This window comes from Streptomyces sp. NPDC101490, from assembly GCF_044767145.1.
Classification (GTDB): Bacteria; Actinomycetota; Actinomycetes; order Streptomycetales; family Streptomycetaceae; genus Streptomyces.
In genome coordinates this window covers 81,692-105,014 of record NZ_JBIWNI010000006.1, presented here as the reverse complement: position 1 = coordinate 105,014, position 23,323 = coordinate 81,692, and the positions used below count along the sequence as shown (strand labels likewise).

Annotated in this window: 22 protein-coding genes; 7 read left to right on the top strand and 15 right to left on the bottom strand. The window is 73.5% G+C overall.

The features are described from left to right. Positions 1-245: 245 nt before the first annotated feature. From ACIRQY_RS15355 to ACIRQY_RS15345, 3 genes are all read right to left on the bottom strand, one after another. A complete protein-coding gene (locus tag ACIRQY_RS15355; protein WP_351786036.1) occupies positions 246-908 on the bottom strand; it encodes a DUF5063 domain-containing protein in 663 nt (220 codons plus the stop codon). Between the two features lie 35 nt (positions 909-943). Then, positions 944-1,543 carry a recombination mediator RecR gene (gene recR, locus ACIRQY_RS15350; protein ID WP_351786039.1) on the bottom strand — a complete coding sequence of 200 codons (600 nt, stop codon included), beginning with the start codon at positions 1,541-1,543 and terminating at the stop codon, positions 944-946. Positions 1,544-1,653: 110 nt separating this feature from the next. Further along, a complete protein-coding gene (locus tag ACIRQY_RS15345) occupies positions 1,654-1,989 on the bottom strand; it encodes a YbaB/EbfC family nucleoid-associated protein (RefSeq protein ID WP_351786077.1) in 336 nt (111 codons plus the stop codon). Between the two features lie 253 nt (positions 1,990-2,242). Between ACIRQY_RS15345 and ACIRQY_RS15340 the strand changes: the two genes are divergently transcribed. Next, on the top strand, positions 2,243-2,965 hold the full coding sequence (locus ACIRQY_RS15340) for an SLATT domain-containing protein (protein ID WP_351786042.1): 723 nt from the start codon (positions 2,243-2,245) through the stop codon (positions 2,963-2,965). Between the two features lie 124 nt (positions 2,966-3,089). On the opposite strand, the gene ACIRQY_RS15335 is transcribed toward ACIRQY_RS15340, so the two are convergent. The 3 genes from ACIRQY_RS15335 to ACIRQY_RS15325 all read right to left on the bottom strand — a co-directional run bounded on the left by ACIRQY_RS15335 (position 3,090) and on the right by ACIRQY_RS15325 (position 6,013). Then, positions 3,090-3,740: a hypothetical protein gene (locus ACIRQY_RS15335; protein ID WP_351786044.1), complete on the bottom strand. Its 651-nt coding sequence runs from the start codon at positions 3,738-3,740 to the stop codon at positions 3,090-3,092. A gap of 132 nt (positions 3,741-3,872) precedes the next feature. Continuing rightward, positions 3,873-4,580, bottom strand: a complete 708-nt coding sequence (locus ACIRQY_RS15330; RefSeq protein ID WP_403925553.1) for a GntR family transcriptional regulator — start codon at positions 4,578-4,580, stop codon at positions 3,873-3,875. A 68-nt stretch (positions 4,581-4,648) separates the two neighbouring features. Beyond that, a complete protein-coding gene (locus ACIRQY_RS15325; RefSeq protein ID WP_351786048.1) occupies positions 4,649-6,013 on the bottom strand; it encodes an aspartate aminotransferase family protein in 1,365 nt (454 codons plus the stop codon). A 169-nt stretch (positions 6,014-6,182) separates the two neighbouring features. Here ACIRQY_RS15325 and ACIRQY_RS15320 point away from each other — a divergent pair, with 169 nt between their 5' ends. Further along, complete coding sequence (locus ACIRQY_RS15320; RefSeq protein ID WP_403925550.1) at positions 6,183-6,332, top strand: hypothetical protein; 150 nt, start codon at positions 6,183-6,185, stop codon at positions 6,330-6,332. A gap of 184 nt (positions 6,333-6,516) precedes the next feature. On the opposite strand, the gene ACIRQY_RS15315 is transcribed toward ACIRQY_RS15320, so the two are convergent. The 4 genes from ACIRQY_RS15315 to ACIRQY_RS15300 all read right to left on the bottom strand — a co-directional run bounded on the left by ACIRQY_RS15315 (position 6,517) and on the right by ACIRQY_RS15300 (position 10,207). Then, positions 6,517-6,903, bottom strand: a complete 387-nt coding sequence (locus ACIRQY_RS15315; protein ID WP_351786081.1) for a hypothetical protein — start codon at positions 6,901-6,903, stop codon at positions 6,517-6,519. 142 nt (positions 6,904-7,045) lie between these two features. Continuing rightward, the gene (locus tag ACIRQY_RS15310; protein WP_403925916.1) at positions 7,046-7,906 is read right to left on the bottom strand and encodes a glycoside hydrolase family 19 protein; all 861 of its coding nucleotides are present in this window, start codon (positions 7,904-7,906) and stop codon (positions 7,046-7,048) included. 182 nt (positions 7,907-8,088) lie between these two features. Continuing rightward, entirely contained in the window at positions 8,089-9,036 is a 948-nt protein-coding gene (locus ACIRQY_RS15305) for a VCBS repeat-containing protein (protein WP_351785689.1), read from the bottom strand. Between the two features lie 229 nt (positions 9,037-9,265). Beyond that, complete coding sequence (locus ACIRQY_RS15300; protein ID WP_351785685.1) at positions 9,266-10,207, bottom strand: NADP-dependent oxidoreductase; 942 nt, start codon at positions 10,205-10,207, stop codon at positions 9,266-9,268. 271 nt (positions 10,208-10,478) lie between these two features. On the opposite strand from ACIRQY_RS15300, the gene ACIRQY_RS15295 reads away from it, so the two are divergent. Beyond that, positions 10,479-12,014 (top strand): substrate-binding domain-containing protein, encoded by a 1,536-nt coding sequence (locus tag ACIRQY_RS15295; protein ID WP_403925546.1) that lies wholly within the window; start codon positions 10,479-10,481, stop codon positions 12,012-12,014. Between the two features lie 26 nt (positions 12,015-12,040). Further along, a complete protein-coding gene (locus ACIRQY_RS15290) occupies positions 12,041-14,083 on the top strand; it encodes a serine/threonine-protein kinase (RefSeq protein WP_403925543.1) in 2,043 nt (680 codons plus the stop codon). Positions 14,084-14,151: 68 nt separating this feature from the next. Here the strand turns inward: ACIRQY_RS15290 and ACIRQY_RS15285 are convergent, their stop codons facing one another. Next, positions 14,152-15,435 carry an adenylosuccinate synthase gene (locus ACIRQY_RS15285; RefSeq protein WP_351785676.1) on the bottom strand — a complete coding sequence of 428 codons (1,284 nt, stop codon included), beginning with the start codon at positions 15,433-15,435 and terminating at the stop codon, positions 14,152-14,154. A 143-nt stretch (positions 15,436-15,578) separates the two neighbouring features. Here ACIRQY_RS15285 and ACIRQY_RS15280 point away from each other — a divergent pair, with 143 nt between their 5' ends. Next, a complete protein-coding gene (locus ACIRQY_RS15280; RefSeq protein ID WP_403925540.1) occupies positions 15,579-16,379 on the top strand; it encodes a diacylglycerol kinase in 801 nt (266 codons plus the stop codon). Between the two features lie 285 nt (positions 16,380-16,664). Here the strand turns inward: ACIRQY_RS15280 and ACIRQY_RS15275 are convergent, their stop codons facing one another. Continuing rightward, positions 16,665-17,201: a GbsR/MarR family transcriptional regulator gene (locus tag ACIRQY_RS15275; protein WP_403925537.1), complete on the bottom strand. Its 537-nt coding sequence runs from the start codon at positions 17,199-17,201 to the stop codon at positions 16,665-16,667. Between the two features lie 84 nt (positions 17,202-17,285). On the opposite strand from ACIRQY_RS15275, the gene ACIRQY_RS15270 reads away from it, so the two are divergent. Both ACIRQY_RS15270 and ACIRQY_RS15265 read left to right on the top strand, forming a co-directional pair. Next, the gene (locus ACIRQY_RS15270) at positions 17,286-18,281 is read left to right on the top strand and encodes an ATP-binding cassette domain-containing protein (RefSeq protein WP_403925534.1); all 996 of its coding nucleotides are present in this window, start codon (positions 17,286-17,288) and stop codon (positions 18,279-18,281) included. Next, a complete protein-coding gene (locus ACIRQY_RS15265; RefSeq protein WP_403925531.1) occupies positions 18,278-19,849 on the top strand; it encodes an ABC transporter permease in 1,572 nt (523 codons plus the stop codon). Before ACIRQY_RS15270 ends, ACIRQY_RS15265 begins: the two co-directional genes overlap by 4 nt. Positions 19,850-19,987: 138 nt before the next feature. Here the strand turns inward: ACIRQY_RS15265 and ACIRQY_RS15260 are convergent, their stop codons facing one another. The 3 genes from ACIRQY_RS15260 to ACIRQY_RS15250 form a co-directional block, all read right to left on the bottom strand. After that, complete coding sequence (locus ACIRQY_RS15260; protein ID WP_403925528.1) at positions 19,988-21,214, bottom strand: cytochrome P450; 1,227 nt, start codon at positions 21,212-21,214, stop codon at positions 19,988-19,990. 105 nt (positions 21,215-21,319) lie between these two features. Further along, positions 21,320-21,982, bottom strand: a complete 663-nt coding sequence (locus ACIRQY_RS15255; protein ID WP_351785660.1) for a response regulator transcription factor — start codon at positions 21,980-21,982, stop codon at positions 21,320-21,322. Continuing rightward, positions 21,979-23,301, bottom strand: coding sequence for a sensor histidine kinase (locus ACIRQY_RS15250; protein ID WP_403925525.1), 1,323 nt, complete (start codon positions 23,299-23,301; stop codon positions 21,979-21,981). The genes ACIRQY_RS15255 and ACIRQY_RS15250 overlap by 4 nt, the downstream gene beginning before the upstream one ends. Between the last annotated feature and the right edge of the window lie 22 nt (positions 23,302-23,323).

Genomic DNA, 23,323 nt, shown 5'->3' with positions numbered 1-23,323 from the left:
GTCCCGCCGGGCGATCCACCCAGGTGGACGGGGGCCTCGTGGGCGCCCGGGGGTACGGGGCCTCGCGGTCGTCCTGAGGTACGGGGGCCTGCGGGCGGGGCGGTCGGGCGCGCGGCTCAGCGCCCGAGGCCCACAGCACCGGCGGGCGCAGTTCGGTCCCCACGGGCCCACGGGCCCCGGCGAGCGCGGTTCAGCCCCCGAGGACCCACGGGCCCCGGGGGCGCGGTTCAGCCCCGGCGGGCGGTTCAGCCCTTGAGGGTGCGCAGGCCCAGCGGTGCGCCGATCTCCTCGGCCATCACGCGGCCCGCCTCCTCGGCGAGGTCGTCCTCCGTCAGGTCCTCGTCGGTGTCGAGGCCGTCCAGGGCCGCGAGCGGCTGGTCGAGACGGACGTGGGCGACGAGGGACTGGAGGGCGCGGAGGGTCGCGGAGGCGGTGGGGCCCCAGTTGGAGAAGTAGGAGAACTGCCACCACCACAGGGCCTCGCTGGTGCGGCCCGCGCGGTAGTGGGCGAGGCCGTGCCGCAGATCGGTGACGATGTCGGCGAGGCTGTCGGAGATCCGGGCCGGGACGGGCGCCTTGCGGGGCTCGTACGGGTCGAAGACCTCGGAGTACACGTCCACCGGCTCCAGGAGCAGGGCGAACCGCTCGCGCAGGTCGTCGGCGTCCGGCTCCGGGCCCGTGTCGGTCTCGTAGCGCTCGTCGGGGACGATGTCCTCGTGCGCGCCAAGCCGCCCGCCCGCCAGGAGCAGCTGCGAGACCTCCAGGAGCAGGAAGGGCACCGCGCTGTCGGGTTCGTCGCCCTTGGCCACCTCGGTGGTCGCCACGATGAAGCTCTCGATCGAGTCCGCGATCTGGACCGCGAAGTCGTCGGGGTTCTGCGTGAGGGAGTGCAGCGTGGGGTCAGACATCGAGGAGCCTCTCTGGGAGCGCGCCGGCCCTGTCGTCATACATCTAGCAGCCTCCGCCCCTCGAAGGCACGGCCGAGGGTCACCTCGTCGGCGTACTCCAGGTCGCCGCCGACCGGCAGACCGCTGGCGAGCCGGGTCACCCGAAGGCCCATGGGCTTGATCATCCGCGCCAGGTACGTCGCGGTGGCCTCGCCCTCCAGGTTGGGGTCGGTGGCCAGGATCAGCTCGGTGACCGAGCCGTCGGCGAGCCGCGCGAGCAGCTCGCGGATGCGCAGGTCGTCCGGTCCGACGCCCTCGATCGGGCTGATCGCGCCGCCGAGGACGTGGTAGCGCCCCCGGAACTCGCGGGTCCGCTCGATCGCGACGACGTCCTTGGGCTCCTCGACCACACAGATGACGGTCAGGTCGCGGCGCGGGTCGCGGCAGATGTTGCACCGCTCCTGCTGGGCCACGTTGCCGCAGACCTCGCAGAACCTGACCTTCTCCTTGACCTCCAGGAGGGCGTGCGCGAGGCGCCGGACGTCCGTGGGCTCGGCCTGGAGGACGTGGAAGGCGATCCGCTGCGCGCTCTTGGGACCGACGCCGGGCAGCCTGCCCAGTTCGTCGATGAGGTCCTGCACCACGCCTTCGTACACGGAACGCCCTTCCGGGGGAGTGCTTGTTTCTTACGGTAGTGGCTGGAAGCGGGCCGCATAAGCCCATGACCGGCCGGGACCCGGAAGGGTCCGGCCGGAACCGGGCGGGGTCAGAAGCCCAGGCCCGGCATACCGCCCATGCCCTGCGCCAGCGGGCCGAGCTTGGCCTGCTGGAGCTGCTGCGCGTTGTCGTTGGCGGCCTGCACGGCGGCCACGACCAGGTCGGCCAGCGTCTCGGTGTCCTCCGGGTCGACCGCCTTGGGGTCGATGACCAGGGCGCGCAGCTCGCCGGAGCCGGTCACGGTCGCCCTGACCAGGCCTCCGCCCGCCTGCCCCTCGACCTCGGTCGCGGCCAGTTCCTGCTGGGCGCGGGCGAGGTCCTGCTGCATCTTCTGGGCCTGCTGGAGAAGCTGCTGCATGTTGGGCTGGCCACCACCGGGAATCACGGTCACTCCTGAGGTTCGGTACGTCCGTATGTCGGTACGCCCGAGCCTACGTGGTCCCCGCCCGGCCCGCCTCCACCACTCTTTCGGGTGAGAAACCGTGGACTCCCCTACCTGATCAACCCCCTCTTCAGGGCGGAGTTCCCGGGATCCGTGGCCCGCCGCCCATCCATTCGGCGGTAGGAAGGGCAGGCACCATGTGCACCGCACGTCACAGAAGGATCACGAGCGCTGAGCTGAACAGAGGAGTCGCCCGGTGAGCCAGCAGCCGGAGACGCCACCACCGGGCCCCCCCGGAGGAGACGTCCACCGCGATCTGACCGGTAGGCCGTTCCCGCTGGGGGACTGGGGCGAACCCGCCGAACGGCTCGACGAGCTGTACCGCTGGGTGGAGGCCCAGGCCCTGCGCGCCGCCGAGTGGTACCTCTCCGACCGGGTCTGGAAGCGTCGCTCCGCCCGTGTCCTGCGGCTGGGCACGGCCCTCGGCGTGATCGCGGGCGCGGCACTGCCGCTGCTCGACCTGACCGGGGTGGCGCGGGGTACGGCGGGCTGGGGCTATCTGTCGCTGCTGATGGGCGCCGCGTGCATGGCGTGCGACCGGTACTTCGGGCTGACGTCCGGCTGGATGCGGGACGTGGCGACGGCGCAGGCGGTGCAGCGGCGGCTCCAGGCGCTCCAGTTCGACTGGGCGGCGGAGAGCGTCCGGGAGGTGCTGGGACCCACGGAGGGCACCGCGAGCGAGGCGGCCGAGCGCTGCCTCGGAGTGCTGCGGCGCTTCTCGGAGGACGTGACGGAGCTGGTACGGGCGGAGACCGCGGACTGGATGGTCGAGTTCCGTTCGGGTCCGGCGCCGCTGGCGCTCCAGTCGGTGGGCGTGGCGCCCGCCCGGCCGGAGAGCCTCCCTCCGCCGGGCCGTTTCCCGCTGTCGCCGGTGACCCGGCCGAACATGCCGCGCCAGCGGCCCCCGGAGACCCGTTAGGGCCCCGGGGCCCGCGTGCCGGGGGTCCCGCCGCCGTCCGCGGGAAGGCGCCTGGATTCCCGGGGACCCGGGGCCGCCGTCCGCGGGAGGGGTCCGGGGACCCGGGCTCTCCGGGACCCGGGGCTCAGCTCAGGATGATCATCGAGCCCTGGGCCAGGCTCCGGGTCGCCGCCGCGTGCAGGCCCAGCCACACATGGCGCTCCCGGGCGAAGGGACCGTCGTCGTAGGGGAGCGGCACGGCCGGTTCCTCCAGGGCCGTGGGGCGGTCCGGCGGGAGCGGCGGCGCCGGGGGGTTCGCCGGGTCGATGCCGATCGAGGGGGCGACGAACTGGAGTTCGCGCAGGAGTCCGTGCGAGGAGCCGAGCGGCCCGCCGCCCTCCAGGAGTTCGTCGTTGGCGAGCGGGACGGGGAAGTCGACCGGTACGTAGGCGCCCGCGTGGTCGTAGTGCCAGACCAGGTGCGACTGCTGCGCGGTCGTCTCGAACATCTCCAGGAGCTGCTCGTAGTCCCCGCCGAGCTCGCCGACCGGCTCGACCGGCAGCCCGTGCACCTGGAGCAGATAGGCGCGGCGCAGGAAGTGCAGGGCCTCGTAGTCGAATCCGGCCACCGGGGCGACGTCGCCCGAGAGTCCCGGCATGTACGCGTAGACGGGCACGGTCGGCAGCCCGGACGCGCTGAGCACGGCGTCGTACGCCGCGATCTCTTCGGCGAAGGGGTTGTCGGGGCTGTGGCACAGCACGTCGACTAGGGGGACCAGCCACAGGTCACAGGCCAAGGGAGGCTCGCTCTCCGTCAGTTCACGTCGGTTCGCGTCGGTTCGCGGGGATGGTCAGGGTAGTCGGCCGGGCGGGCGGTGCCCACCCGCTGGGGACCTGCCCCGGGAGGCGGGGCCTCAACCCGGCGGAGCTCAGCGGGCCCGGTGCTCCAGGCGGTCCGCCCATGCCAGGCAGTGCGCGTCGTATTCCCGTACGACGTCGGTGGCGGTACGGGCGTCGCCCCGGGTGACCGCGTCGACCAGTTCGATGTGACGGCTCCAGAGCTGGGCGGGGAGGTCCCGTTCGGTGCGCAGGTGGGGCACCGAGAAGGCCCAGCCCTGGACGCGGAGCCGGTGCAGGAAGTCGGCGATGTGGTCGTTGGCGGCGACCAGACGGCCCAGCTCGCGCCAGTAGCGGATGTCGTAGCCGATGAGGATGTCGAGGTCCCCGGCGCGGGCGGCGCGGGCGGCGGCCTCTCCCCTGCGCCGTACGGAGACGAGCGCGACCCCGAGACCCGGCTCGGGCCCGGGGGCCGGGCGGCGGGCGGCGGGGGCGGTCGTGCAGCGGCGCAGGACGCCGTCGACGACGAGGGTGCGGGCCTCGACCATCCGCCGGTAGTCGTCCACGGAGTACCGGTGGACGCGGAAGCCGCGGTGCTGGTCGGAGTCGAGGAGGCCCTGCGCGCAGAGGTCGACCAGGGCTTCGCGCACGGGGGTGGCGGAGACGCCGTACTGCTCGGCGATCTGCTTGACGGTGAACTCCTGGCCCGCCTTGAGACGCCCCGCGACCACTTCGTCACGGAGCGCGTCCGCGATCTGCTGCCGCAGGGTGTTGCGGGTGACGGCTCCGCTCGCGGGCATGTGCTCGGTCCCCTCCGTCCGGTTCCGGACACCCTAGTCCAGTCGGACGGAGGGGACCTGCGCCGTGGTTACGCGGTGTGCTCGTCGGCGACCGTCAGGGCCGCGTCCAGGGCCGCGAGGCCCTCCTTGGCCTCCGCCTCGCTGACGTTGCAGGCGGGGACGGCGTGGGTGCGGTTCATGTTCACGAACGGCCAGAGGCCGTTCTTCTTCGCGGCGGCGGCGAAGGCGGCCATGGGCGCGTTGGCCTCGCCCGCCGCGTTGTACGGGACGAGGGGCTCGCGGGTCTCGCGGTTCCTGACCAGTTCGAGGGCCCAGAAGACGCCGGTGCCGCGGACCTCGCCGACGGAGGGGTGGCGTTCGGCCAGCTCGCGCAGTCCGGGGCCGAGGACGGTCTCGCCGATGTGGGCGGCGTTCTCGACGACCTTCTCGTCCTCCATCACCTGGATGGTGGCGACGGCGGCGGCGCAGGCCAGCGGGTGACCGGAGTAGGTCAGACCGCCGGGGTAGGGGCGCTTGTCGAAGGTGGCGGCGATCTCGGCGTTGATGGCGACGCCGCCGAGCGGCACGTAGCCGGAGTTCACGCCCTTGGCGAAGGTCATCAGGTCGGGCACGACGTCGAAGTGCTCGGCGGCGAACCACCTGCCGGTGCGGCCGAATCCGGCCATGACCTCGTCGAGGACGAAGACGATGCCGTACTTGTCGCAGATCGCGCGGACGCCCGCGAGGTAGCCGGGCGGCGGAGTCATGATGCCCGCGGTGCCGGGCACGGTCTCCAGGATGATCGCGGCGATCGTCGCCGGACCCTCGAAGGCGATCGTGTCCTCCAGGTGCTGGAGGGCCCGCGCGCTCTCCTCCGCCTCGGTGGTGGCGTAGAAGGGCGAGCGGTAGAGGAAGGGGGCCCAGAAGTGCACGACCCCGGCGGAGGCGGTGTCGGAGGGCCAGCGGCGCGGGTCACCGGTGAGGTTGATCGCGGTGGAGGTGGCGCCGTGGTACGAGCGGTAGGCGGAGAGCACCTTCGTGCGGCCGGTGTGCAGCCGGGCCATGCGGACGGCGTTCTCGACGGCCTCGGCACCGCCGTTGGTGAAGAAGATCTTGTCCAGGTCGCCGGGGGTGCGCTCGGCGATGAGGCGTGCGGCCTCGGAGCGGACGTCGACGGCGAAGGCGGGCGCGAAGGTGGCGAGCTTCCCGGCCTGCTCCTGGATGGCGGCGACCACCGTGGGGTGCTGGTAGCCGATGTTGGTGTAGACGAGGCCGCTGGTGAAGTCGAGGTAGCGGTTTCCGTCGTAGTCCCAGAAGTACGAACCCTCGGCGCCTGCCACGGCGAGCGGGTCGATCAGGCCCTGGGCGGACCAGGAGTGGAAGACGTGCGCGCGGTCGGCGGCCTTGACGGCGGCCCCGGTCCGGGGGTCGGGTTCGACGACATGAGGGGTCATGGGGTCGAGGGTAAGGAACCGCAGGTGGGGCGGGCCATGGCCATCTTGTCCATCGAGACCGGGGCGGACGCGACACCTTGTTTCCCGACCTTGTTTCCCGGGCCTCCCCGACCCGCCGCCGAGCCGTTCCGTCATGGACGGCTCACTGTCGTCACGACAGCCTCCTGTCATGGCGGCCACGGCGGGCCCGACCGGACGCGCGGGAGGCGTGGAGGGGACGGCGGTACGGGTCCTGGACCGGCTCTCGGCGGCGCTCGACGCGGCCGGGGCGGACCTCCGGACGGAGCGGGCGGGCGGGCCCGGGGCCGTACCGGAGTGACGGCCCGGCCGTACGGGAGGGGCGCCGTCCGGTCGCACGGAGGGGTGGGACGGCCCGGCCGTACGGGAGGTGGCGGCGGACGGCCCTTCCCCCCGGGCACGGACGGGGGGCGGTGCCGGGCGAGGCCGGTCGCGGCCGGGACGCCCCCGGTGGACCTTCCCTCGGGCGCGGGCGGCGGGGCGGCTCAGGCGAGCAGTTCGCAGACGACGCTGCGCAGCAGTCTCGGATGGACGAAGCGGTCCGGCGCGGTCGGCGGACATCGCCAGGACAGCGGCCAGGTCCGGCCCGTCAACGCCGGTACCGGAACATAACTCGCATGGGCGGGACCCGCGTTGAGCCGGGTCACTCCCCGGGGCCACGGCCGGTGCGCGGTCGTGCCGGGCGGGACGAGGAAGTAGACCCCGCGGCGCCCGTTCGCCTCGGCGACCACGGGCCCCGGGTCGCCGGCGGTGAGCGCCTCTATCCAGTCGGCGAGCAGTCGCCCCTCGTCGCCGTCGACTCGAACGGCGTCGAACTGCACTCCGGCCTTGCGGAGTTGGAATCCCGAGACCGGAATCCAATCCACGGTCACTTCCCGGTGGTCGTCGTTCACAGGGCCATGTTCCCGCTTCGGCGGGGGGGGGGGGGGGGGGGGGGGGGGGGCCCCCCCCCCCCCCCCCCCCCCCCCCCCCCCCCCGGACCGTGCCCCGGTGGGGGCGGCCCGTCGGGAGGCATCAGCAGGACAGGTTCGCCCCGGTGGGGACGCCCAGGATCTGGGTGAACTGCGTGTACTTGTTGATGCGGCTCTGGACCTGGGCGGGGTTGCCGCCGTTGCACTCCAGGATGCCGTTGATGGAACGGATGGTCTCGCCGAAGCCCACGCCGTTGACGATGGCGTTGTGCGGGGTCATGGTGCCGGGGCCGTTCTGGGTGTTCCAGTACCAGAGACCGGTCTGCATGGCGACGGCCGGGTCCTGCTCGACCTTCCAGGGGTTGTTCAGGAGGTCGATGCCGAGCGCGTCACCGGCGGCCTTGTAGTTGAAGTTCCAGGAGAGCTGGATGGGGCCGCGGCCGTAGTAGGCGGCCTGTCCCGCGGGGCAGCCGTAGGGCTTGCCCGCGTCGCAGTAGTGGGGGTAGTTCGCGGTGTTCTGCTCGACGATGTAGAAGAGCCCGCCGGTCTCGTGGGAGACGTTGGCGAGGAAGGCCGCGGCCTCCTGCTTCTTCACGGTGTCGGTGCCGGTCTTGGCGAAGGCGGGGTAGGACTTGGTGGCGGCGACGAGGCCCGCGTACGTGTAGAAGGGGTTCCGGTTCGGGAACATCTGGTTGAACTGCGCCTCGGAGACCACGAATCCGGAGGGGTCCGGGTTGCCGCCGCCGTCGCCGCAGGCGCCCTGGTCGCGCCAGACGTCCGCGGTGCCGGGACGCTCGTTGAGCGTCCACCACTTCGCGTACCAGTTGCGGCCGTTGAGCGAGGCGGTCATTCCGCCGGTGTAGACGCTGCCCGAGTTCCAGGCACCGGCGCAGGCGGGTGCGGCGCCCGCGGTGGCGGAGGGGACGAGTACGGCGATTCCTAGGGCCGTACAGAGTGCTGCCATCACGGCGAGCAACTTACGCAGCATGTGCGCTTCCTTCCGGGTGGGGCCGGGTGGGGGAAGCCACAGCGAAGCGTGATTGGTCTGGACCCGTCAAGGTCTAGACCAGAACTTGTGACGATCGGGATGGACTTGGAGGTGGAGTTGGCGTAGCTCCGAGCGGAGCCACGCCAACTCCCGCACCACTAGAGCAGGTTGTAGATCTGGTAGCCGTGGCCGATCTTCACCGACCTCTGGAACGGGGCGGCGGCGTTGCCCGTACCCGAGTAACGCAGCAGGTCACCATTGGTCTTCCGGGCGATCAGGTCCGTCCGGCCGTCCATGTCCAGGTCGCCGACGGAGAGCAGTCGGTCGAACGCGTTCCAGCCACCGCCGATCTTCGCGCGGTCCGCGAAGGGGGCCTTGTAGTTGCCGGTGCCCTTGTAGAGCCACAGGACACCGGACTTGTCGCGGGCGACGATGTCGGCCTTGCCGTCACCGCTCAGGTCGCCCTGTCCGGCGATCTGGTCGTACTGGCCCCAGCCGCCGCCGACCCGGGTGCGCTGGGTCAGCGAACCGTCCGCGTAGGACAGGTACGACCACAGGACACCGGCCTTGTCGACGCCGACCAGGTCGGCCTCCTTGGCCCCGCCGATGCTGCCGGGCGACAGGACGGTGCGGTAGGTGTTCCAGCCCCGTCCGACCCTCTTCTCGTGGTACTCGCCGTCCTCGCCGACCCCGCTGAACTCCAGTTCACCGTTCTTGTAGAGGAGCCAACTGCCCTCGGCCCAGCCGTCCTTGTCGTTGTCGACGTCCATCACGTCGGCCATGTGGTCGACCTCGATCGGAATGTACTCGCGGGGCTCGAAGCCGCCCTCGAGGTCCGGGAAGTACAGGTACAGCTCGGAGGTCCGCTTGTGGACGGCGTTCATGATGAAGGTGGGCGTCTCGACCGGAGCCTCGTCGGTGCGCGCGAGGGCACCCGCGCCCGGCGCGTTCTGCGCCCGGTACTCAGCCACGGCGGCGGCGCGCGCCCGCTCGGCCACGGCCGGGTCGCCGGAGGCGAGGGCCGTACCGGCGGTGGCGGCGAGCGCGACTCCGGCGGCGGTGGCGGCGAAGGCGGCCCGGAGCAGGCTCCGGCGTCGGTTGATCATGAAAATTCCCCCCTGGGATCCCTACGCGCGGGTCCTGGGACCTCCGCGCGTGAAGTGAGATCCGCAGCCTCTCACAGGGGTCCGACACCGCTCTGACCAGGCCCGACCTCCCCGTGTCCGGAACCACCGGCTCCGTACGGAGCTGCTGGTTCCGGACGGTGGCCCGCCCGCCCGGGCCGGCGGCACGGGGAGCTCGGCCACCGCTGAGCGGCCCCGCCGGGCCTCCCCCTCAGACCAGCAGCACGATCCGGCCGGGCCGGTGGCCCGACTCCGCCCGCCGGTGGGCCTCGGCGGCCTCCTCCAGCGGGAGGACGTCCGCGATCCGGGTGGCCAGTTCCCGCGCGGCGACCCGCTCCAGCATCCCCTTCAGCCGGGCGCCGTCCGGAACCGCCTGTACGGCCTTCACGGTGATGTCCCGCTCGGCGACCGGCGCCCGCTCACCGGACGCCGTGACGAAGACCCCGCCGTCCTTGAGCGCGGGCAGCAGCGGGTCGCCGATCAGGGCCGCGTCGAAGATGCCGTCGAGGCGTTCCGGGGCGAAGCCCAGCACCCCGGTGATGACGTCCTCCGGCGCCCCGCGCGGCAGCACCGTCTCCGCTCCGAGGAGCCGCAGTTCGGCCTCGTCGCCGCTGTTGGCCAGGGCCGCCACCCGGAGCCCGGCCGCCGCCGCGTGCTGGACGGCGAACCGGCCCACCACCCCGCTCGCCCCGGTGATCAGCACCGCGGACCCCGTGGGCAGGGCAGGCAGGTCGAGGATCTGCGCGGCGGTCAGCGAGGACACCGGCACCGAGGCGGCCGTGGGGAAGTCCAGCTCGTCGGGGATCGGCGCCAGCCAGGCCGGATCGGCCAGGACCATCTCCGCGTACGTACCCGTGCGCGCCCCCTCCGCCAGCCAGGGAACGAATCCGGCCACCCGGCTGCCCTCGGGCAGACCGGGGACCGCGTCCAGGAGGCGGCCCGCGAAGTCGAAGCCGAGGACGAAGGGCGGCTCGACCCCCCCGAGGACGGCGGCGAAGCGCCCGGCGCGGATCTTCAGGTCCGCCTGGTTCACCGCGGTGGCCTTGATCCGTACGCGCACCCGGCCCGGGACGGCCCCGGCCTCGGGTTCGGGCCGACGGGCCATCCTGAGCACCTCGGGTCCGCCGTAGGCGGTCACTTCGACGACACGCATGGGGTACTCCTCACGGAAGGCCCCCTCGTGGCCATTACACCCACGCTCCACACCCCCGGGCAACCCCTGATCGCCCGCCCGGGGCCCCTCGGGGACGGGCTCGGGGACCGGCTCGGGGACCCGTCGGGGGGAGCCACCGGGGACCGGTCCGGGACCCGGCCCGGGAATCTCCCGGCGGAAGCGCCGGGACCCGCTGACGGAAGGAAGAACTCCAGGTGGCGGTCGTCCGCACCGCCCCCGCCGTCGCACACGCGTCCGTACCGTCGCACGGGTGGAATGGCTGACCGCTGAGAACCTCATCGCCGTGGGCACCGCGCTCCTCGGCGTCCTCGTCTCCGCCGGTGCCGTCTGGTACGAGCGGCGGGTGCCGCACCGGCGGCGGATCGGCTACCGCGTCCAGCTGGACACCGCCATCGGCGACGCCGACGGCTCCCTGTCCGGCGCGGGCACGGCCGTGCGGCGCGGCTTCTTCGACGCGAGCCCCGACCTCGCCGACGCCACCCTCGTCCTGCTCCGGATCGAGAACGACGGCGCCCTCGCCCTCACCGCCGACCACTACACGGACGGCGGCCCGAACGGGCTCACCGTGCGGTTCACCGGCCGCCGGGTCAAGGCGGTCGTCGTCACCGCCCCCGGCCACCCCCGGCTCCTCAGTCACTTTCCGGCCACCTGGTCCGGCCCCGCCGAGGGCGACACCGCCGTCCACCTCCCCAAGGTCCCGCTCAACCGGGGCGCCCACTACAAACTGCTCGTCCTGCTCACCGGCGGCCCGATCGGCGGCCCCGTCACCGTCGAGGGCAACATCGACGAGGGCCACGTCCACCTCAACCACAGCACCACCCCCGACGACACCCCGCCCGTCTTCAGCCGGGTCGCCCGGACCGTCACCGTCGTCCTCACCGTCTGCGTGGTCGCCCTCGCCGCGATCATCGTCCGGGAACAGGACCCGCCGCCGATCGGCTGCGCCCGGGGCACCCTCACCGTCACCGGCTCCACCGCCTTCGCGCCCGTCGTCCGGGAGCTGGCGAAGAAGTACGAGGACGACTGCGAGGGCTCGACCGTCCTCGTCGACGCGCGCGGCTCGACCACCGGGATACGGGAACTCGCCGACGCGGGGGCGAAGTCCCCCAAGGGCTCCCCCGCCGTCATCGCCCTCTCCGACGGGCGCCGACCGGACGGCTACCCGCAACTGCGCGAGAGCATGGTCGCCGTCTCCCTCTTCACCCTCGTCCTCCACGACGACGTGCCCGTCGACGACCTCACCCTGGACCAGGTCCGGCGGCTCTACCGGGGCGAGACCGACAACTGGAACCAGCTCGTCCCCGGTCTCGACCGGCCGGTCCTGCTGGTCAGCCGGGACGCCGGCTCCGGCACCAGGGAGGTCTTCCAGCGCCGGGTCCTCGGCCGCAACGAGCCCGCCGTCTCGTCCCGCGACTGCGAGCACCTCGACGATCCCGAGGCGAAGGTGATCCGCTGCGAACTCGACTCCACCGAACAGGTCCTGGCGGCCGTCGCCCGGCTCCCCGGCGCCCTCGGCTACACCGAACTGCGGTCCGGGAGCGGTCTGGAGGGGCTGCACCGGGTGGCCCTCGACGGCAGACGGCCGGTCCTCGACGAGATCGGGGCGTCGAGCTACCCGTACCGGGAGATCGAGTACGCCTACACCTGGGGCCAGCCGCCCGCCGACTCCCTGACCTCCAGTTTCCTCACCTATCTGAGCCGGGGCAGCGGACAGGACGTCATCCGCACCCATGGGCACCTGCCCTGCGCCACCCCCAAGGGCCTGCGGATCTGCGGGGACGGCTGACGCCCCGTCTGGCATGCTCTGACGACGTGGAGCCATTGAACGCGCAGGACCCGCTCGTCATCGGCCCGTTCCGGCTGCTCGGCCGTCTCGGGGTCGGCGGTATGGGCCGGGTCTTCCTGGCACGTTCGGCCGGGGGCCGCACGGTCGCGGTGAAGGTGGTGCACGCGGAGCTGGCCGCCCGGGACGAGTTCCGGCGCCGGTTCGCCCGCGAGGTCGCCGCCCTGGAGCGGGTCGGCGGCACCGGCACCGCGCCCGTCCTCGGTTCGGACACGGACGCCGAGGCGCCCTGGGTGGCGATCGGCTACGTGCCGGGGCCCTCGCTGCGGACCGTGGTCGGCGACGAGTCCGGGCCGCTGCCGCCGGTGACCGTGAAGGCGCTGGCCGGAGGGCTCGCCCGCGCCCTCGTCCACATCCACACCGCCGGGCTCGTCCACCGCGACCTCAAGCCCTCGAACGTCCTGCTGACCGTCGACGGCCCCCGGCTCATCGACTTCGGCATCGCGCGCGCCGTCGACACCGTCGCCGAGGGCGGCGATCTGACCACCACCGGGGCGGTCGTCGGCTCCCCCGGCTTCATGTCACCGGAGCAGGTGCGCGGGGACCGGCTGACCCCGGCGTCGGACGTCTTCTGCCTCGGCTCGGTCCTCGGGTACGCGGCGACCGGACGGGCCCCCTTCGGGACGGCGGACAGCGGCGTCCACGCCACGATGTTCCGCATCGCCCACGACGAACCCGATCTGACGGACCTCCCGGCCGAGCTGTCCGGGCTGATCCGCGCCTGCCTGGCCAAGGACCCGGCGGGCCGTCCGTCCGCCGCCGAGATCGCCGAGGCCCTTCCCGTCCCCGACCCCTGGCTCCCGGCGGGCGTGCTGGCCCGCCTCGGCCGCCACGCGGCCCGCCTCCTGGAGGCGGAGACGGCACCGGAGGGCCCGGCCGCCGGAGCCCGGCCCTCCGGCACGGGAGCCGGGGACGCCACCGGGGACGCGGCCACGGACGCCACGGCCGGTGTCAGGGACACCCCCACGGGGGCCGGAGACGTCCGGACCAGCGCCGGTGCCGGTACCGGCTCCGGCTCCGGCTCCGGCTCCGGTGACCGCACCCCGCCGCCGTCCGCCGGTCCCCACCGGCCGGTCACGGACCTCCCGGTCCCGGTCGGCGGGCCCACCGGCGCCACCGCGCCCCGGCCGCCCGCCCGGCGCCGGGCCCGTACCGCCCTGGTCGCCGGGCTCGCGGCCCTCGCCGTGGCGGCGGGGGGTCTCGCGTACTTCTCCTGGCCCGGCCTCGGCACCGGCGACGGGGGAGGGAAGAACGGGGCCACGGGCACCGCCCGTACCCCCGGCATCGTGCCCGCCGTCTTCCTCGGTGCCTGGGAGGGCGTCCTCCAGGGCTCCCCCGACCATCCCCGGGAGACCGCCCGGATCGAGATCTCGCAGGGCGCGGCGGGCACCAAGAACGCCGTCTACGTCCAGGTCACCGAGAACCGCATGTGCATGGGCCGCTCCCGGCTCGTCTCGGCCGACGAGGACAAGGTGGTGTTCGGGGAGTCCGACGTGACGACCAGCGTGCCCGACCGGCGCTGTGTCCCGGCCGCCCACCAGACCCTCACCCTGCGCTCCCCCGACGTCCTCGAATGGAGCTCGGGCGCCGCGCGGGCCACCTTCCGCAAGGCCCCCACCGGCACCGAGGCCGTCCCCGCCCGCTATCTCGGCCGCTGGTCGCGCGTCCCGGCGCCCGAGATGTACGGGAAGAACGACGGCCGCTACACCTCGGAGGTGACGATCACCCAGGGCCCGGTCGGCTCCCCCGTGTTCCGTGTCGTCAACGGCTATCCGCGCACGGTCGACGGCGTGCTCAGCTCGGAGGACTGGTACTGCGGTGCCACGGCCGTCCTCGCGGGCGCCGGGGGCCTCCTGATCATCGGCCCGACCACCCAGGACACCACCGCCTGGGACCGCGAGTGCCAGCAGGGCCTCGCCGGGTACCTGCTCGTCGACAAGTTGAAGGGCAAGGACCGGCTCCTCGTCTACCCGATGCTCGACGGCGAGCCGAACGAGTACTACCGGAACTGAGGGCGGGCACGCGAAGGGCCCGCGCCCCGGTGGACCGGGGCGCGGGCCCTTCGTACGCGCGCGTGCTCCTACAGGAAGGAGTTGATCTCGATGGTCTCGGTGCGGCCGGGGCCGACGCCGATGGCGGAGATCGGGGCGCCCGACATCTCCTCCAGGGCCTTCACGTACGCCTGCGCGTTCTTCGGCAGGTCGGCGAAGGTCTTGGCCTTGGTGATGTCCTCGGACCAGCCCGGCAGCATCTCGTAGATCGGCTTCGCGTGGTGGAAGTCGGTCTGCGAGTAGGGCAGCTCCTCGACGCGCTTGCCGTCGATCTCGTACGCGACGCAGACGGGGATCTGCTCCCAGCCGGTGAGCACGTCCAGCTTGGTGAGGAAGAAGTCCGTCAGGCCGTTCACGCGGGTCGCGTAGCGCGCGATCGGGGCGTCGAACCAGCCGCAGCGGCGGTCACGGCCGGTGGTGACACCGCGCTCGCCGCCGATGCGGCGCAGCGCCTCGCCGTCCGCGTCGAACAGCTCGGTCGGGAACGGACCGGCACCGACACGGGTCGTGTAGGCCTTGAGGATGCCGATGACCCGGCTGATCTTCGTCGGGCCCACGCCCGCGCCCGTGCAGGCGCCGCCCGCCGTCGGGTTCGAGGAGGTGACGAAGGGGTACGTGCCGTGGTCGACGTCGAGCAGGGTGCCCTGGCCGCCCTCGAAGAGCACGACCTTGTCCTCGTCGAGCGCGTTGTTGAGGATCAGGGTGGTGTCCGCGACGAAGGGCTTGATCTGCTCCGCGTACTGGAGCATCTCCTCGACGATCTGGGCGGCGTCGATCGCGCGGCGGTTGTAGAGCTTGGCGAGCAGCTGGTTCTTGCCCTCCAGCGCCGCCTCGACCTTCTGGGTCAGGATCGACTCGTCGTACAGGTCCTGGACCCGGATGCCCACGCGGTTGATCTTGTCGGCGTAGGTCGGGCCGATGCCCCGGCCCGTGGTGCCGATCTTCCGCTTGCCGAGGAACCGTTCCGTCACCTTGTCGAGCGTGACGTTGTACGGGGTGATCAGGTGGGCGTTGCCGCTGATCAGGAGCTTGGACGTGTCGATGCCGCGCTCGTTCAGTCCACTCAGCTCGGAGAGCAGGACCGCCGGGTCGACGACGACACCGTTTCCGATCACCGGGGTGCACCCCGGTGACAGGATGCCGGAAGGGAGAAGGTGCAGCGCGTACTTCTGGTCGCCGACGACGACCGTGTGGCCGGCGTTGTTGCCGCCCTGGTAGCGCACTACATAGTCAACGGATCCACCGAGCAGGTCGGTGGCCTTTCCCTTGCCCTCGTCACCCCACTGAGCACCGAGCAGCACAAGTGCGGGCACAGGCGTACACCCCTTCCGGGTGGGGCATGTCCAAGGTCAGGGGCCGAGGCCCGCCTCACCGGTGTGCCCCGGAATAGACGAAGCCCCTGGCGCAATAGCGCAAGGGGCTCTTGCACAAAGATGCTACCCGAGGAAGGACCGAGGTGTCGGATCACGACCAGCTACTGGTCATCGTCGACCCGGTCGCCCGGCGATCGGACGGCGAGTCCGTACGGATCGCGAAGGATGTCCTGTCCGCCGGGGCGGAGGTGAGGATCTGCCTGCCGGACGGGCCGGAGGAGTTCTCCCGGGCCCTGGCCAGGCGCGGTTCCCGGCGTCCCGTGGTGCTCGGCGACGACCGGGCGCTGCTGCGGACGGTGGCGCTGCTGCACCGCGAGCGGGAGCTCGCCGGAGTGGTCCTCTCCCTCGTCCCGATCGGCGCGCCCGAGGCCCTGGAGACGGCCCGCGCGCTCGGCGTGCCGCGCGCGGTGCCCGCCGCCGCGCGGGCGGTCCTGGAGGGCTCGGTGCGGCGGCTCGACCTGCTGGTCGACGAGAGCGACGGGGTCGTCGTCGGCGACCTCCGGGTGCCCGCCGTGCCCGTGACCGTTCCGGCCGCCGGGTCGGTCTGGGGCACCTGCCGGTCCCTGGTCCGCACCCTGGTCCGGCCGGTCCCGGCGGAGTCGGCCGTCCGCACCCACCGGCTGCGGGTGGAGGCGGACGGGGTGCTGCTGGCAGACGTCGACGCCCCGGTGGAGGGCCTCACGGTCCGCTCGGCGGGAGGTGCGGCCGAGGTGACCGTGCACCCGGTGGCGGCCCCGCCCCGGTACGCGACCGCCCGGGTCCTCACGGTCTCGGGCCCGGACTTCCGCTACCGCGCCGACGGCCGCCTCACCGGCCCGGTCCGCCGCCGCACCTGGACGGTCGGGCCGGGCGCCTGGGGCCTGACCCTGCCACGGGAACGGTGAGCCCCTGAGGGAGACCGGGCGCGTCGGCCCTGGTGAGCCCTACGGGGCGGGGCGCCCGTGTCCGTGTGGCCCGTACGGGACCGGGCCGGGCTTTCCCTCCCCGTACGGGGCGAGCCCGGGAACGACTCCTGCCCTCGTACGGCCGTACGGGTGAGGGCGGCCGGGCGGTGGCCCGGTGATCCCGTACGGGATCACGCACCTGTCCCCGTGAGCCCGTACGGGGTCACGGGGAGGCTCGGGACCCGTCAGGGCGCGGCCCCCGTGAGCCCCTGCGGGTCCCCGGGCTCAGTCCCCGGACGGCGGCTGTGCGTCCGGCGCCGTCCGGGTGCGCCGGTGGTCCGCCCAGCGGTCCAGGATGCCCAGCATCTCCCGCTGGAGGAAGGCGAAGAACTCGGCGGTCTCGGCGGTGCGCACCCCCGCCGCCGTGTGCGGGCCGAGGGTCTCGGCGCCCTCCCGCAGGAGCTTCTCCCAGCGGGTGAGGAGCTGGTCGCGGCGGGTGAACGTCTCGTACCAGAGCTCGTTGTGGAGGACGTACCGGTCGCGCCGGGTGCCGGGGTCGCGCTCGCGGCTGACCATGTCGACCTGGCCGAGGTAGCGGACCGCGCCGGAGACGGCGGCGGGGCTGATCCTGAGCCGCTCGGCGAGTTCGGCCGAGGTCAGCGAGCCGGTCTCGGAGGCAAGGAGGGCCGCGAAGACCCGGGCGGCCATGCGCTGCATGCCCGCCTCGGTGAGTTCGGCGGCGAACCGCTCGACGAAGCGGGAGACCGCCCGCTCGTCGGCGGGAACCGTGCCGTCGGCCCCGGTGCTGCTCATACCGATCATCGTCTCCCTCGTCCGCCGCTGACCCCCGACTTTATACGCTTCCTTAACTTCACAAGTTTGTGAAAGTAGCGTACGTTCCGAAACATGACGAAGGCAATCAGCGTCGCCGGACTCCACAAGTCCTTCGGGCGCACCCACGCGCTGGACGGCCTCGACCTCACCGTCCCCACCGGCGAGGTCCACGGCTTCCTCGGCCCCAACGGCGCCGGGAAGTCCACCACCATCCGCGTCCTCCTCGGCCTCCTGCGCCCCGACTCCGGCACCGCCCGGCTGCTCGGCGGGGACCCCTGGCACGACGCCGTGGAACTGCACCGCCGGATCGCGTACGTCCCCGGCGACGTCACCCTCTGGCGCAACCTCTCCGGCGGCGAGGTCATCGACCTGCACGGACGCCTCCGGGGCGGCCTCGACCCGGCGCGCCGCGCCGCCCTGGTCGAACGCTTCGAACTCGACCCCACCAAGAAGGGCCGCACCTACTCCAAGGGCAACCGGCAGAAGGTCGCCCTCGTCGCCGCCTTCGCCTCCGACGCCGAGCTGTTCGTCCTCGACGAACCCACCAGCGGCCTCGACCCGCTGATGGAGGAGGTCTTCCGCGAGTGCGTCCGGGAGGCCCGCGACCGGGGCCGGACGGTCCTGCTGTCGAGCCATCTGCTCAGCGAGGTCGAGGCCCTCTGCGACCGGGTCAGCATCGTCCGCGCGGGCCGCACCGTGGAGTCCGGCTCGCTCGCCGGTCTGCGGCACCTCACCCGGACCGCCGTCACCGCCGAACTCGCCGCCCCGCCGACCGCCCTCGACCGCCTCCCCGGCGTCCACGACCTCGACGTCACCGGCACCCGGGTGCGGCTCCAGGTCGACACCGAGCACCTCGACGGCGTCCTGCGCGCCCTCACCGCCTCGGGCGTACGGAGCCTCACCAGCGCCCCGCCCACCCTGGAGGAGCTGTTCCTCCGCCACTACGCCACCGGGGCCGGGGCCCCCGATGCCACCGGGACCACCGGGACCACCGGGACCACCGGAACCACCGGGACCACCGGAGCCTCAGGGACCTCAGGGACCTCAGGGGCCGGGGGCCCGCGATGAGCACCGCCCTCACCGGCACCGGCACCCTCACCCGGCTCGCCCTGCGCCGCGACCGGCTGCTGATCCCCCTCTGGGTCCTCGTCACCGGCGGTCTGGTCGCCAGTGGCCCCGGCACCCTCGCGGACGTCTACCCCACCGTCGCCGACCGGGCCTCGGCCGCCGCCGCCATGAGCGCCAACGGCTCGCTGCGGGCGCTCTACGGGCCCGTCCTCGACGACTCCCTCGGCGGGCTCGTCGCCTGGCGGTTCGGCACCTTCGCCGCCGTCCTCGCCGCCGTCGCGAGCCTGCTCGTCGTCGTCCGGCACACCCGCGAGGAGGAGGAGACCGGACGGCAGGAGACGCTCTCCGCCGGGGCGGTCGGCCGCCGGGCGCCGCTCACCGCGGCCCTCCTCGCCGCCCTCGCCCTGAACGCGGCCGTCGCCCTCCTCGTCACCGCGGGCCTCGCGGGACAGGGCCTCGCCGGGGCGCTCGCCCTCGGTCTGGCGGTCGGCGGCACCGGCATGGTCTTCGCGGCCACCGCCGCGCTCGCCGCCCAGCTGACCGGGAGCGCCCGGCTCGCCAAGGGCCTCACCGGCGCCGTGGTCGGCCTGGCGTTCGCGCTGCGGGCGGCGGGCGACGCCGGGTCCGCCGACGGCTCCTCGGCGCTGACCTGGCTCTCCCCGATCGGCTGGGCCGAGCACGTCCGCGCCTTCGCCGGGGAGCGCTGGTGGGTGCTGCTCCTGCCGCTCGCGGCCGTACTGCTCCAGACGGCGGCGGCGTACGCGCTGACCGGCCGCCGGGACGTCGGCGCGAGCTTCCTGCCGGCCCGGCCGGGGCCCGCCTCGGGGCGGCTCGGCTCGGCGGGCGCGCTCGCCCTGCGCCTCCAGCGCGGCACCCTGACCGGCTGGTCCCTGGGCTTCCTGCTCTGCGGGCTGCTCTTCGGCGGAATGGCGGAGGGCGCGGCGGACCTCGTCGGCGACAACGCGCGGACCCGGGAGATCATCGCCCGCATGGGCGGCCAGACCGCGCTGACCAGTGCCTTCCTGGCGACTTTCGTCTCCCTGCTCGGGATGGTCGCGGCGCTCTTCGCGGTCGGCGCGGTGCTGCGGGCGCACGGCGAGGAGACCTCGGGGCGGGCCGAACCGCTCCTCGCGGGGCCCCTCGGACGGCTCCGCTGGGCGGCCGGACACCTGGCGGTCGCCTTCGGCGGCTCCGCCGTGGTCCTCGCCCTCGGCGGCCTCGGCCTCGCCCTCTCGTACGGGCGGGACCTCGGGCCCCTCCTCGGCGCCTCGCTGGTCCAGCTCCCGGCCGTGTGGACGCTCGCGGGGCTCGCGGTCCTGCTGTGGGGCGCGGTCCCCCGGGCCGCCGGGGCCGCGTGGGGCGCGGCCGGGCTCTGTCTGGCCCTCGGCTGGGTGGGCCCGGCGCTGGGGCTGCCGCGGGCGGTCCTGGACCTCTCCCCGTACGGGCATCTGCCGAAGCTGCCGGGGCAGGGGATGGAGTGGACCCCGGTCCTGGTCCTGACGGCCCTGGCCGCCGTCCTGGTGGCCGCCGGACTCGCCCGGCTGCGCCACCGGGACCTGGAGGTCTGAGCGGGAGCGTATGCCCGAGGCCGGGCTCCTGACGGGGACGGACCCCGGGCCGGGAGGCCGGACCCGGGACCCGGCCGGAGGGCTCGGCGAGGTCTCTCCGACCCGGCCCCGGCCACAGCGGCCGGGGCCGGGGCCGGGTCAGACCTCCACCAGCAGTTCCTCGAAGCCCCGGATGACGTAGCCGGGTCTGCGGACGGGCTCGGCGGCCAGGCGCAGGCCGGGGGCCCGGTGGAGGAGTTCGGCGAAGACCGTGGTGAGTTCCAGCCGGGCGAGCGGGGCGCCGAGGCAGTAGTGGATGCCCGCGCCGAAGGTGATGTGCGGGTTGTCGGCGCGGGTCAGGTCGAGCCGGTCGGCGGTGGGGCCGAAGCGGGCCGGGTCCCGGTTGGCGGAGCCGAGGAGCAGGGCGACCTCGGAGCCGCGCGGGATGACGGTGCCGTCGATCTCGATGTCGTCGAGGACCCAGCGCTCGAACATCTGGAGGGGGGTGTCGTACCGCAGCAGTTCCTCCACAGCTGTGGACAACTTCTCCGGATCGGGCCGGACGCCCTCCCTCAGGAGCGTCCACCAGCCGTTGACCGTGGTGTTCACGGTGGCCTCGTGGCCCGCGTTCAGCAGGAGGACGCAGGTGGAGACCGTCTCCTGCTCGGTCAGGCCCTCCACCGCGACCAGGGACGAGATCAGGTCGTCGCCCGGTTCCCGGCGCCGCCGGGCGATCAGTTCCCGCAGATAGGCCGAGAACTCCACCGACGCCCGTACCGCCCGCCGGGCCGTGTCCTGCGAGGGGTTCAGCTCGAACATCCCGCAGATCGCCGCCGACCAGGGGCGCAGCATCGCCCGTTCCTCGTCCTGCGCCGGGATGCCCAGCATCTCGGCGATCACCGCGACCGGCAGCGGTTCCGCGACCAGCGCCTGGAGGTCTCCGCCGCCCTCCGCGACCAGCCGCCCGACCAGTCCGGCGGCGAGCCGCCGTACCGTCGGGGCCAGCTCCTCCACGGTCCTCGGGGTGAACGCCGTGGACACCAGCCGCCGGATGCGGGCGTGGTCCGCCCCCTCCAGGTCGAGCAGCCCGTGGTCGTTGAGCGTGTGGAAGGGCTCGTACGCGGCGGACGGCGCCTCCCGCCCGAACTCCTCGTGGCTGAAGCGGTGGGTGTACGTGCGTCCCAGCCGCCGGTCCCTGAGGAGGGCCGACACGTCCGCGTGGTGCGGGATCAGCCACTGCCGGGCCGGACCGTGCCAGTGGGCGCGGCCCGCCGCCCGCAGGGTGGCGTAGGCGGGGTAGGGATCGGCGACGAACGCGGGCGACCAGGGGTCGTACACGGCGGAGACGTCGTCCGTACGGGGGTCCGGGGAGGCGGAAGCGTCCATGGCCGGACGCTACCGCCCCGGCCCCGGACCCGCCCCGCTCCCCGGCGCGAGACCGGGAGCCGGGCCGGTGCGAACCGGGCGCCCCAGGGCAGACGGGCCCGGGCCCTAGCCTCCGGCGCGTACGAGTCCCGCCTCGTAGGCGAAGACCGCCGCCTGGGTGCGGTCGCGCAGGGCCAGCTTCACCAGGATGCGGCTCACATGCGTCTTGATGGTGGACTCGGCGACCACCAGGTGATCGGCGATCTCGGCGTTCGACAGGCCCTGCGCGATCAGCACCAGGACCTCCGTCTCGCGCTCCGTCAGCTCCCCGATCTGCGCCATCGCGGGCGGTCGGGGGCCGCTGCCCGGGGCCTTCGCGAACTCGTTGATCAGCCGCTTCGTCACGCTCGGCGCGAGGAGCGCCTCGCCCGCCGCGACCACCCGCACGCCGTCCGCGAGCTGGCGGGCCGAGGCGTCCTTGAGGAGGAAGCCGGAGGCCCCGGCGCGCAGCGCCTGGTACACGTACTCGTCCAGGTCGAAGGTGGTCAGGACGAGCACCTTCGCGTCCGCGTCGGCGGCGACGATCTCCCGGGTCGCGTCGAGGCCGTTCAGCTCGGGCATCCGGATGTCCATCAGGACCACGTCCGGACGGAGGGCGGCGACCTGGGTGACCGCCTCGCGGCCGTTGACCGCCTCGCCGACGACCTCGATGTCCGGCATGGCGCCGAGCAGCACCGAGAAGCCCTCGCGGACCATCATCTGGTCGTCGACGATCAGGACACGGATCATCGGTCGGTCTCCTCACGGCTCACGGGGATGTAGGCGGTCACCTCGTAGCCGCCGTCCTCGGTGGACTCGGCCGTCATCTCCCCGCCGAGCATCGTGACACGCTCCCGCATGCCGGTGATGCCGTGCCCGGCGCCCGGCGAGGGCTTCACCAGGCCCCGGGCGGGGCCGTTGGCGACGCGCAGTCCGATCCCGCTGAGGACATAGCCGATCTCGACCTTCGCCCCGGCGCCCGGCGCGTGCCGCAGCACGTTCGACAGGGCCTCCTGGACGATCCGGTACGCGGAGAGCTCGACGCCCGGCGGCAGCTCCCGTACGGCGCCCGTGACCACCTTGTCGACGGTGAGCCCGGCCTCCCGCACATTGGCGACGAGCCCGTCGAGGTCGGCGAGCGTCGGCTGCGGGGCGTCGGGGGCCTCGTAGTCCTCGGCGCGGACGACACCGAGGATGCGGCGCAGCTCGGTGAGGGCGGAGACGGCGTTCTCGCGGATGGTGCGGAAGGCCTGCTCCAGCTCCGGCGGCGGGTTCTCCACCCGGTAGGGGGCGGCCTCCGCCTGGATGGCGACGACCGACATGTGGTGGGCGACGACGTCGTGGAGCTCGCGGGCGATGGTGGTGCGCTCCTCCAGGAGGGTCCGCTTGGAGCGCTCCTCGGCGGTCACGGTCTGCTGCGCGGTGACCTCCAGATCGGCCTGGCGGCGGACCTGGAAGACGGTCACGGTGAGCAGGACGAGGGCGGAGAAGAACAGCATCGGGGCGGCCTCGGCGAGGCCCCCGAAGCCGTAGAAGAGCTGGAGGAACGTGCAGTAGGCGGCCGTCACGATCCACATCCACGCGGCGGTCCGGGGCCGGGTGCGGGCGGCGACCACTCCGAGGACGACCAGATGGGCGGCGAACGAGGCGTGCGACCAGGGCCAGTTGCCGCCCGAGCCGCCGAGGTAGGCGATGAAGGGCGCGGTGCCCAGCGAGACCCAGAAGGCGAGCGTCGGCCGGATCAGGGTGAGCAGCACGACGGCGGCGGGGATGCAGGCGATCACGATCGACAGCACGCCGAAGCCGTAGTAGATCCGCTGGTATCCCAGGGAGAGGACGATCAGCGCGCAGAAGGCGATGAAGGCGTGCGGGAGGAGTCCGGCGTAGGGCCGTATCCGCCCGGGCAGGAAGCGCGCGGGGCCGGTCTCGACGTTCGCGCGGGGCAGCGGCCGGAAGACGGCCGCGTCATGGAGGAGTTCCTGGCGCAGGCCGCCGAGAGCCGCCTGCGCCAGGCGGATCTCGGGGCTGCGGCTCTTTCCGGGGAGCTGTGTCTGGGTCACGTCCCACACGGTACGGGGGCCGCGGCGCCGG